Source organism: Shinella sp. M27 (assembly GCF_049199905.1).
In the GTDB taxonomy this organism is placed as follows: domain Bacteria; phylum Pseudomonadota; class Alphaproteobacteria; order Rhizobiales; family Rhizobiaceae; genus Shinella.
Map to the genome: position 1 here is coordinate 64,706 of NZ_JBLZPK010000019.1, position 7,464 is coordinate 72,169.

The following is a 7,464-nucleotide window of genomic DNA, read 5'->3' on the forward strand; positions in this document are numbered from 1 at the left end:
GTAGTACAGAAAATTGTGCTCATGACGATCAACTTGGCAGAGCCGTCTATACGCGAAGCAGCGTCTTGATTGCGCGCCGTTCATCCATGGCGCGATAGCCCTCGGCCACGTCCCGCAAGGGAAGTTCGAGGTCGAAGACCGTGCCGGGATCGATCTTGCGGCTCATCACCAGCTCGATCAGATGCGGCAGGAAGCGGCGCACGGGAGCGGGGCCGCCGAGCAGGTTCTTCTGGGCGAAGAAGAGTTGCTGGCCATCGAGTTCCACGCCGTGCGGCACGCCGACGAAGCCGATCGAGCCGCCGGGGCGGGCCGATGCAATCGCCTGCGCCATCGATTCCTGCGTGCCGACGCATTCCAGCACCGACTCCGCGCCCACACCGCTCGTCAGGTCCTTGATGCGCGCCACTCCTTGGTCGCGGCGTTCGGAGACGATGTGCGTCGCGCCGAACTCGAGTGCGAGATCCTGCCGGCTCTTGTGGCGACTCATTGCGATGATCTTTTCCGCCCCCATCTGCTTTGCCGCGAGCACGCCCATCAGGCCGACCGCGCCGTCACCGACGACCACGGCCGTGCCGCCGGATTGAACGCGGGCGGCATCGGCGGCGTACCAGCCGGTGCCGAGCACGTCGGAAACGGCAAGCAGGCTCGGGATCAGGTCGGCATCCGGCATATGCGGTGTTGCGACAAGCGTACCGTCGGCAAGCGGCACGCGCAGCAGTGGCGCCTGCGCGCGGCTCATGAACTCGCGGTTCTCGCAGGAGGAGGGGAAGCCAAAGCGGCAATGCGCGCATGTATTGTCCGAGCAGCAGAAGGACCCGATGACGAACTGGCCGGGCTTGATGGTCGTGACCGCGCTGCCGACCTCGACCACCACGCCGCAATATTCGTGGCCCATATGCATGGGATCGTTCAGCGGCTGAAGCCCGCGATAGGGCCAGAGGTCCGAGCCGCAGATGCAGGTGGCGGCAAGCTTGAGGATGGCGTCGGTGGGGTGGAGGATTTCCGGTTCGGCGACTTCCTCGCAGCGGATGTCGCGAGGGCTGTAGAGCACTGCTCCAAGCATGGGATGTTCCTTTGTTCTCTGTTTCCGTTGCCTCAAACGCCGTAGTCGGCGTCGGTGACATGCTCCATCCAGTCGACGACCTTGCTGTCCTTGACCTCCTGAAGCGCGATATGGGTCATGGCGACGTCGGGGGAGGCGCCGTGCCAATGTTTTTCGCCCGGTGCGAACCACACCACGTCGCCAGGGCGGATGTCCTCGATAGGGCCGCCCTCGCGTTGTACGCGGCCGAAGCCGGAGATAACGAGCAGCGTCTGACCGAGCGGATGGGTATGCCAGGCCGTCCGTGCGCCCGGTTCGAAGGTGACCTGTGCCCCTTGAACGCGGTCGGCATCGAAGGGATTGAAGAGCGGATCGATGCGGACCGTGCCTGTGAACCAGGCGTCCGGGCCTTTTGCGGAGGGGCGCGAGCCGGCGCGTAGAATGTCCATGGTGGTTCTCCTGTCTGTTATCGGATTAGGTCGATTTGCAACGGGAATTTCCCGCGCGTCTGCAAGAGCTCGAAGCTGCCGTCGATGCGGCCAAGCCGTATCAGCCCGCTTGACCAGCGGTATCCCGCATAAAAGAGGGCAAGGTTGCCCCAGGTTGCATAGTAGCAGAGATCGCCCGGCTGCTCGTTGCCGAACGGTCCGCTGCCCTCCACGATGAGTTTGCGCGGCAGATAGCTGATCTTCTCGTTGGTCGCGTAGTTGTCGATGGTGAGTTCTCTGAGCGGCAACATAGATGCGAAGTCATGGACCGATGGATTGTCCTCCAGCGTCGCCTTCATCGTCTGGCCGTTGAACGAGATGCGGATTTTCATGGGCGCGGCTCCATGTGCATGGGTTGGACGGGTGAGGTGAAAGGGAGTGACCGCGGCGGCGAGGAGGGCGGCCTGAAGCACCGCCCGGCGGGTGATGAAGGACGATCTCATGCCCGAGCCTTTCCATGGTCGACGGCGGCCGCTGCTAGGAGCGCCGAGCCCAGCAGAAGGACAGCGCCGAGCGCGAAGGTGCTCCACCATCCGAACGCGTCGAACAGCAGGCCACCCACGGCGGCGCCCAATGTGATGGCCAACTGGATGACGGCGACCTGTAGCTCACCGCCAGCCTCGGCATCGTCGCGCAGCGCGCGGCTGAGCCAGGTTCCCCAGCCGACCGGCGCAGCGGTGCCGAAGAAACCCCAGCCGATCAACAGAACGGTGACGGCCCACGGCACGGAGCCAAACAGGATCAGGACGCCCGCCAGCAGCGCCATCACGAGTGGAATGGCGATGACGATGCTATAGAGCCGCGTCCGCAGCATGTGGCCGATGGTCCAGGTGCCCGCGACGCCAGCAAGCCCCATCAGGAGGAGGATTGCCAAAAGCATGGAGACGCTGACGCCGGTCACGCTTTCGAGAAAGGGCCTGAGATAGGTAAACAGGGCGAACTGGCCCATGAAGAGCAGGAAGATCGCCGCCATGCCGAGCGTCACCTGCCGGCGCTTGAGCAGCCTGAACACGTTGCCCGGCCCCTTGCGCCCGCGCGGCGGCAGCCGCGGCATGCCGATCCATTGCCAGACGAGGGCGAGCAGCGCGATGGGTACGACGAGAAGAAAAGCGCCGCGCCAGCCGACATGATCACCAAGCAGGCTGGCGAGCGGCGCGGAAATCGTCGCGGCGATGGCGTTGCCGGCATTGATCATCGCGAGCCCCTTTGGCACTGCCTCTTCCGGCACCAGGCGCATGACAATGGCCGTCGACATCGACCAGAACCCGCCGATGGCGACACCGAGCAACGCGCGGCCGATCATCAGCACCGTATAAGTTGGCGCGAACGTCACGACCAGGTCGGAGATGACGAGCAGGAGAGAGAACGAGAGCAGCACGCGCTTCCTGTCGATATGCTTCACGAGTCCGCCGATCACGAGGCTGGTGACGACGGCGAACATGCCGGAGACCGAGATCGCCTGGCCGGCGCGGCCCTCGCTGATGCCGAGGTCGACGGCGATCGGCGTCAGCACGCTGACGGGCATGAACTCTGACGCGATGAGGACGGCGACGCAGAGCGCCATCGAAAACACCGCGCCCCAGGCCGCTTGCGGCTTCGCCAAGCCGTGATCGCAGGTGCTATCCATCGTCGCCCCGTGAAAAGGTGGCCGACCGGCTGGCCCGGCAGCTCGTGGAATGCTGGATAGCAGCGATGGATTGCCGTGATTAGCCGTATAATTTCGCTTGAACTTATCGACACAACCCATGAATAATCGCACACGCTTCGACGAAGGCATGGACCATGCGCGAAAACTTCAACGATCTGCTTTGGTTTCTGGTCGTCGCCGAGGAGCGCAGCTTCACGAAGGCGGCCGCCAAGATCGGTGTCACCCAATCGACCTTGAGCCATACGATCAAGCGGCTGGAAACGCGGATGGGGCTCAGGCTCCTGGCGCGCACGACACGCAGCGTCTCCGCGACGGAGGCAGGCGAGCGCCTGCGCCAGTCGCTTGGCCCCCGCATCGCTGAGATTGAAACCGACATCGCGGCGCTGACCGCCTATCGCGACAAGCCGTCAGGCACAATGCGCATCACCCTGTCCGATCACGCGCTCGACTATCTCGTCTGGCCGAAGCTGCGCCCGGTTCTTGCCGACTATCCCGACATCAAGCTTGAGTTCAGCCGGGACAACGGCTTCCGCAACATTGTGGATGATGGCTTCGATGCCGGCGTCCGGCTAGGGGAAACGGTCGAGAAGGACATGATCGCGGTGCGCATCGGCCCGGACTGGCGGCTGGTGGCAATCGGCGCACCAGAATACTTCACGGCTCGCGGAATTCCTAAAACGCCACAGGATCTGGTGAGCCACAACTGCATCTGTTTGCGCCTGACCACGGCCGGCGGCCTCTATGCCTGGGAATTCCAGCAGGACGGACGGGACATCCGCATGCGCGTCGACGGCCAGCTCACCTTCAATTCCACGCTGCCAATGGTCGACGCCGCGCTTGCGGGTTACGGTATCGCTTATGTGCCGGAGGACACCGTCGCGACCCACATTGCCGCCGGCCGCTTGCAGATCGTCCTCGATCAGTGGTCTCCACCGTTTGCCGGCTATTACCTCTATTATCCCAGCCGCCGGCAAAACGCCCCGGCCTTCAAGGTCATCCTGGGCTCTCTGCGGGATAGTGCGACGGAATGACATCTCCTCACGCCCACCCGCGTTCTTTTCAAATCTTACATGCCGTCAGACGGATGCAATCTATGGGTGAAACAGCACCCGGCAAAAACTAACCGTTGACGCGACGATCTCAGTGCCCTATAGATGCGTCATCGATCTTTTGCTTGCCGAGCTTTGTCTACCGCGCGATTGGCACCGCGCTCTATTCGAACCTTCTCTCTCAAAAATAGTCGTATCACCGTCCGCAAAGCATTGCTTCCGCGGCCCCTCACTCTATGCTTTGAAAGGGTTCATTATGACCACTGGCACAGTAAAATGGTTTAATTCCACCAAAGGCTTCGGCTTCATCCAGCCCGACAACGGCGGCGCTGACGCGTTCGTTCACATCTCGGCCGTCGAACGCGCCGGAATGCGCGAACTCGTCGAAGGCCAGAAGATCGGCTTCGAACTCGAGCGCGACAACAAGTCGGGCAAGATGTCGGCGACCAATCTGCAGTCGGCATAAATTGAGATTCGCTTCCCTTTGACCACGGATGTACTGGCACTGCTGGAAGCTATTTCATCGAGGCCAGGCGTTTTGCCTGGCCTTTTTCGTTTCGGTTGCTAACCGAATTCATTGAGGTTCCATGACAGAAGCACACAGCAAATCCCGCCAGCAGGCGGAGATCGCCTTCAGCAACGAGCAGACGCAGTTCTTTGCCAAGAACAACGCGGTGGAAGAGCTGGATTCCGTTGCTCAGGCGCGGGATGCCAAGACCCTCAGGCTGCGAGAGGCGCGCCTTGCCAAGGAGTTGGCCGACCGCATGTCGGCGACATCCAATCTCATCGCCAAACGCGCCAAGTCGTGCTGATCGCTACGCCACTCACTATCGGGATAAGAATGAAGAACGCCAGAAACAACGAAGTCGCCGACCGCCGCTCCTCATCCGCTGAGGCCAAAGCCGCTCTGCTCAATGCTTACCGTGCGGCAAAGACCGCGGCAGAACCTGTCAGGATCGCAAGACAGGCGGAACGCACAGCCATTTCCAACGCTCGTGAAGAACGACGTGTTGAACGCGAGCGCGTTAAGCTTGAGGAGCAGACGCGTATCGAGACCGAGGCGGCGGAGCGGCAGGCAGCCGCTGAGGCCGCGGTGGCCGCTGAAACCGAAGCGCGGGAGCGCGCCGAAAAAGCCCGCATAGCGAGGGTGGTCGACGATGAGGCGCTGCGAAAGGCCGAACGCGACAGACGCTACGCCAACCGCAAGGCAAGGCAAGCCTAGGCCTTGCCTGTACCGACCTAATCCATGACGCCCTTATGGGGGCTCCACTTCAAAGAAAGGAGCCCTCAATGGCACCGAATGCGACCGAGCTCCAGGCGATCAACACGGCGTGGCAAATCGCAATCCAGGAAATCCTGCGCATGGTCATTCGTGACATGTACCACGCTGGCGGCGAGGCAAATTTCAAGGCACATATCAAACGCATCGAAGAAGCCGCCGTCGACAGCATCTATACCGATCTGAGACTTCGAGAAAGCGACGAATGGACCGAGGTGCTTGTCAAGGAAAGGGCGAGCAATTTCGTGACGACTTTGCTGACATCCTTCACCTACGATCGAGCCTGACCTCGTGCGTGAAGAAACGTCACGGACCAAATGTACTTCGTGTTTGTTTGTCCTGACATGCAAGCCAAGGCTTGGTCGCGCAACTCGCGAACGGCGAATGTTTTCATCGAAGCACACGCCTTCGTTCAGCTGACTGTCAGTACCCGGGCCTACCCCCGCTGTGAAACTCCAGCAAAAGGGAAGTGGACATGCAGCTCTTTCGGAAAACGATCACCGCATTTGCCCTCATCGCACTCGCATCGTCCGCATCTGCCGCGACCACCGTCAAGGTGGTGGAAGGCGGTGAAGGTGGTGGGCCGATGACACTGACGCTCGATCAATCCTCGATAAAGGCAGGCGAAACGACGTTTCTCGTTCACAACGATGCCATGACGGAAGAGCATGAGATGGTTCTGGTCAAGCTGAAGTCGGCCGACCAGAAAATCGATGTGGTCGCCGCCAAACACCGGATCGATGAAAAGCAGTTGAAGAGCCTCGGCGAGGTCTCCGAGCTGAAGCCCGGCGCCGATGGCCAATTGAAGGCGAAGCTTGTGCCCGGCGCCTATCTTTTGCTCTGCAATATCAAGGGGCACTACGAGGCCGGCATGCATGCCATGCTGACGGTTACGAAATAACGACGCCGATCTTACGACGGCCACGACGCAGTGGCCGTCGCGCATGGCGTTTGATAGAAGGCACAATCCCTTGGCAACGACCGCTCCCTCTTCGTTTTCCCTCCCGCAACGGGTGCTGCATTGGCTGACGGCAGCGCTCGTCTTCTTCAATCTACTGTTTCCCGATGGAATGAATGCGTGGAACCGCAGTATCAAGCAAACCGGCGCAGCGACCGCTGACCAGGTAGCAAGCGCCAACATCCATGCCTATGCCGGTATCGCGATCCTGGTTCTTGTCGCGCTCCGTCTTCTCCTTCGGCTCGTCCACGGCGTTCCGGAAGCCCCGCCGCAGGAGCCGGCGCTCCTGAGGCTCGCAGCGAAGATTGCCGAGGGAACCCTCTACCTTCTTCTTGTCGCGATGCCAGTTACCGGCATGGCGGCCTACTATCTCGGATATGAGGGAGCCGGCGACCTCCATGCCGATGTCCTCAAGGCTATTCTGTGGGTTGTGGTCGCGGCCCATGTCCTCGGTGCGCTCGCCCACCAGTTCTACTGGAAGACGAACGTGCTTCGGCGCATGACGGTTGGTTGACCTTTGGTCTGTGCACGGCTGGCGATGGCGCAACGCTACCAGATCAGCGCAGTAGCGGCGTAGGCGATCACATCCGCAATGTCCTGCGAGGACTTGAGGCCTGAAAAGGCCATGCGGGTTTTGGGGACCCTCTTTTTGGGGCCGGCCAGAAATGTCGCAAGCGTTGCTTCATCCCATTTCAGTCCGCTGCTGGCCTCCTGCTTCAAGTCATCCGAGTAGTTGTTGTAGTCGGCAACGGATGCCGCATGACGATCGATAATGCCGACCAGATGCGGACCGACCTTGTTTATCGGCTCATCGACGTTGTGACAGGCTGCACACTTCTTGAAGACCATGGCGCCAGCGTCGGAGTTGCCATCGGCAGCGTGAACAGCGGTAGGAAGGGCCAGAAAAACAATGGCCGCGGCAAATTTCATTCTCGTCTCCGTAAAAGGTGGCCGGCTGAAGCCGGCCAGAGGTGGCGCGGCTTGCCTGCCGCGCGCGACC

Annotated in this window: 12 protein-coding genes; 7 read left to right on the plus strand and 5 right to left on the minus strand. The window is 61.2% G+C overall.

What is annotated here, in order from left to right:
- Nucleotides 1-46 precede the first annotated feature (46 nt).
- From ACOZK4_RS07560 to ACOZK4_RS07575, 4 genes are read right to left on the minus strand one after another with little or no spacing between them, the layout of a single operon-like run.
- On the minus strand, nt 47-1,063 hold the full coding sequence (locus tag ACOZK4_RS07560; RefSeq protein ID WP_421591351.1) for a zinc-dependent alcohol dehydrogenase family protein: 1,017 nt from the start codon (nt 1,061-1,063) through the stop codon (nt 47-49).
- Between the two features lie 32 nt (nt 1,064-1,095).
- Nucleotides 1,096-1,491 carry a (R)-mandelonitrile lyase gene (locus ACOZK4_RS07565; protein WP_421591353.1) on the minus strand — a complete coding sequence of 132 codons (396 nt, stop codon included), beginning with the start codon at nt 1,489-1,491 and terminating at the stop codon, nt 1,096-1,098.
- Between the two features lie 17 nt (nt 1,492-1,508).
- Nucleotides 1,509-1,973 carry a cyclophilin-like fold protein gene (locus tag ACOZK4_RS07570; protein WP_421591355.1) on the minus strand — a complete coding sequence of 155 codons (465 nt, stop codon included), beginning with the start codon at nt 1,971-1,973 and terminating at the stop codon, nt 1,509-1,511.
- Nucleotides 1,970-3,157: an MFS transporter gene (locus tag ACOZK4_RS07575; RefSeq protein ID WP_421591356.1), complete on the minus strand. Its 1,188-nt coding sequence runs from the start codon at nt 3,155-3,157 to the stop codon at nt 1,970-1,972. Before ACOZK4_RS07575 ends, ACOZK4_RS07570 begins: the two co-directional genes overlap by 4 nt.
- Nucleotides 3,158-3,312: 155 nt before the next feature.
- On the opposite strand from ACOZK4_RS07575, the gene ACOZK4_RS07580 reads away from it, so the two are divergent.
- The 7 genes from ACOZK4_RS07580 (at nt 3,313) to ACOZK4_RS07610 (ending at nt 6,978) form a co-directional block, all read left to right on the plus strand.
- Nucleotides 3,313-4,209 (plus strand): LysR family transcriptional regulator, encoded by an 897-nt coding sequence (locus tag ACOZK4_RS07580; RefSeq protein ID WP_421591357.1) that lies wholly within the window; start codon nt 3,313-3,315, stop codon nt 4,207-4,209.
- Between the two features lie 274 nt (nt 4,210-4,483).
- Nucleotides 4,484-4,693 (plus strand): cold-shock protein, encoded by a 210-nt coding sequence (locus ACOZK4_RS07585; RefSeq protein ID WP_034806062.1) that lies wholly within the window; start codon nt 4,484-4,486, stop codon nt 4,691-4,693.
- Nucleotides 4,694-4,814: 121 nt separating this feature from the next.
- On the plus strand, nt 4,815-5,039 hold the full coding sequence (locus ACOZK4_RS07590) for a hypothetical protein (RefSeq protein ID WP_421591358.1): 225 nt from the start codon (nt 4,815-4,817) through the stop codon (nt 5,037-5,039).
- Nucleotides 5,040-5,068: 29 nt separating this feature from the next.
- Nucleotides 5,069-5,449, plus strand: a complete 381-nt coding sequence (locus ACOZK4_RS07595) for a DUF6481 family protein (protein ID WP_421591360.1) — start codon at nt 5,069-5,071, stop codon at nt 5,447-5,449.
- A 35-nt stretch (nt 5,450-5,484) separates the two neighbouring features.
- A complete protein-coding gene (locus ACOZK4_RS07600; RefSeq protein WP_421591361.1) occupies nt 5,485-5,793 on the plus strand; it encodes a hypothetical protein in 309 nt (102 codons plus the stop codon).
- 188 nt (nt 5,794-5,981) lie between these two features.
- The gene (locus tag ACOZK4_RS07605; RefSeq protein ID WP_421591363.1) at nt 5,982-6,407 is read left to right on the plus strand and encodes a plastocyanin/azurin family copper-binding protein; all 426 of its coding nucleotides are present in this window, start codon (nt 5,982-5,984) and stop codon (nt 6,405-6,407) included.
- A 70-nt stretch (nt 6,408-6,477) separates the two neighbouring features.
- On the plus strand, nt 6,478-6,978 hold the full coding sequence (locus ACOZK4_RS07610) for a cytochrome b (RefSeq protein ID WP_421591365.1): 501 nt from the start codon (nt 6,478-6,480) through the stop codon (nt 6,976-6,978).
- A gap of 35 nt (nt 6,979-7,013) precedes the next feature.
- Here the strand turns inward: ACOZK4_RS07610 and ACOZK4_RS07615 are convergent.
- On the minus strand, nt 7,014-7,464 hold a 451-nt coding region (locus tag ACOZK4_RS07615), incomplete at its 5' end, for a c-type cytochrome (protein WP_421591367.1).

What these genes read in the sequence shown, in the direction of transcription:
- ACOZK4_RS07560 (WP_421591351.1), bottom strand. Translation starts at nt 1,063, where the DNA reads ATGCTTGGAGCAGTGCTCTACAGCCCTCGCGACATCCGCTGCGAGGAA.
- ACOZK4_RS07565 (WP_421591353.1), bottom strand. Translation starts at nt 1,491, where the DNA reads ATGGACATTCTACGCGCCGGCTCGCGCCCCTCCGCAAAAGGCCCGGAC.
- ACOZK4_RS07570 (WP_421591355.1), bottom strand. Translation starts at nt 1,973, where the DNA reads ATGAGATCGTCCTTCATCACCCGCCGGGCGGTGCTTCAGGCCGCCCTC.
- ACOZK4_RS07575 (WP_421591356.1), bottom strand. Translation starts at nt 3,157, where the DNA reads ATGGATAGCACCTGCGATCACGGCTTGGCGAAGCCGCAAGCGGCCTGG.
- ACOZK4_RS07580 (WP_421591357.1), top strand. Translation starts at nt 3,313, where the DNA reads ATGCGCGAAAACTTCAACGATCTGCTTTGGTTTCTGGTCGTCGCCGAG.
- ACOZK4_RS07585 (WP_034806062.1), top strand. Translation starts at nt 4,484, where the DNA reads ATGACCACTGGCACAGTAAAATGGTTTAATTCCACCAAAGGCTTCGGC.
- ACOZK4_RS07590 (WP_421591358.1), top strand. Translation starts at nt 4,815, where the DNA reads ATGACAGAAGCACACAGCAAATCCCGCCAGCAGGCGGAGATCGCCTTC.
- ACOZK4_RS07595 (WP_421591360.1), top strand. Translation starts at nt 5,069, where the DNA reads ATGAAGAACGCCAGAAACAACGAAGTCGCCGACCGCCGCTCCTCATCC.
- ACOZK4_RS07600 (WP_421591361.1), top strand. Translation starts at nt 5,485, where the DNA reads ATGGGGGCTCCACTTCAAAGAAAGGAGCCCTCAATGGCACCGAATGCG.
- ACOZK4_RS07605 (WP_421591363.1), top strand. Translation starts at nt 5,982, where the DNA reads ATGCAGCTCTTTCGGAAAACGATCACCGCATTTGCCCTCATCGCACTC.